Source organism: Streptomyces sp. ActVer, from assembly GCF_027270795.1.
Classification (GTDB): Bacteria; Actinomycetota; Actinomycetes; order Streptomycetales; family Streptomycetaceae; genus Streptomyces; species Streptomyces umbrinus_A.
Window position 1 is genome coordinate 1 of the sequence record NZ_JAPWHT010000878.1, and the last position, 1,453, is coordinate 1,453.

2 protein-coding genes are annotated in these 1,453 nt (G+C 73.6%); both read right to left on the reverse strand.

Annotated elements, in window-relative coordinates; all coding sequences use genetic code 11:
* The coding region (locus O3Q52_RS53010) for an ABC transporter ATP-binding protein (RefSeq protein ID WP_269655538.1) at positions 1–725 on the reverse strand (725 nt) is incomplete at its 3' end.
* 16 nt (positions 726–741) lie between these two features.
* On the reverse strand, positions 742–1,453 hold a 712-nt coding region (locus O3Q52_RS53015), incomplete at its 5' end, for an FtsX-like permease family protein (protein WP_332113036.1).

Here is a 1,453-nt window from a genome sequence, read left to right on the forward strand (position 1 = left end):
GTGGAGGTGCGGCCGTCGCGGATGCGGACCGTGCGGCGGACCTGCCCGGAGACCAGGGGGTCGTGGGTGACTACCAGGACGGTGGCGCCCAGTTCCTCGTTGGCGCGGCGCAGCGCGGCGAACACCTCCTCGGCGCTGGCGGTGTCCAACTCGCCGGTGGGCTCGTCGGCGAGCAGCACCTGCGGGGTGTTGGCCGTGGCGACCGCGACGGCCACGCGTTGCTGTTCGCCGCCGGAGAGTTCGGCCGGCCGCCGGTCGCGGCAGTAGGAGACGCCGAGGACGTCGAGGAGTTCGGCAGCGCGTGCGGCTCGCTGGCGGCGCGGCACACGTACGTACTTCATGGGCAGTGCCACGTTCTCCAGGGCGGTCAGGTAGGGCAGCAGGTTGCGGCCGGTCTGCTGCCAGACGAAGCCGACTGTGCGGCGGCGGTAGCCGAGCCGCTCGCGCCGCCCCAGCGCGAGCAGGTCGTGACCTGCGACCCGGGCGCGGCCCGCGGTGGGCAGGTCGAGTCCGGAGAGGATGGACAGCAGGGTCGACTTGCCGGACCCGGACGCGCCGACGAGCGCCGTGCACTCGCCCTCCTCGACCACCAGGTCCAGGCCCTGGAGGGCCTGGACCTCGACCTCGTCGGTGCGGTAGACGCGGACCAGGTTGTCGCACACGACGAGCCCCTCGTCCGCCTGCGGGCGGACGGCCTCGCGGGCTCTGTCTTCCAGGTGGCGCAGGTCGCCGGCGTGAGGGTCAGTCACCGTTCCTCCCCAGTCGCAGGACCGCGCCGAGCCCGCGGCGCCGTCCGATCCAGGTCTCCACACCCACCGCCACCACCACCAGCACGCCCAGGCCTGCGCCCAGAGCAGCGGTCAGCAGCAGGTCGGGGTGCGGGGTGGGGGCGGCGGGTCCGCCTGTGAACTCCCGGAGATCAAGGGCTGGGCCGAGCAGTGCGGGCAGTGTCAGGCCCAGGGCGGTGCCGCCCGCCACCGCCGCCACCACCATCGGCAGCAGCTGCAGCAGGTGCAGCGCCGAGGTGGCACGGTTGCCCAGGCCTAGTGTGCGCAGGTAGGCGGTGGTGCGGCCGCGCGCCTCGGCGGACAGCAGCAGTTCCAGGACCAGCGCCAGCAGGGCCAGAAGCACGGCGAGCGCGGTGCACGTGGTGTGCGCGGCCCGCAGGACGCTGATCATGCCGTCGGCCGCGGCATCGGCCTGCTCCTCGGAGCGGATACGCAGTTCGCCTACAGCCGTTTCGTGGCCGCCGCGCGGCACCAGGGACCGCAAGGTCTGTACGTCCAGGTGCGGGCCGTACAGCAGCAGCGAGGACCCCTCGAAGTCGCTGGCCCCGATCGCCGTCAGGTCACGGTTGTCGGCGAGCAGCAGTCGTTCTCTGGACGGTGTCGTGCCGCGGACCGGGCCCAGCGCCGGCCCCCTCCCCGACGGCGTACTCCAGGACCCGGCGCTG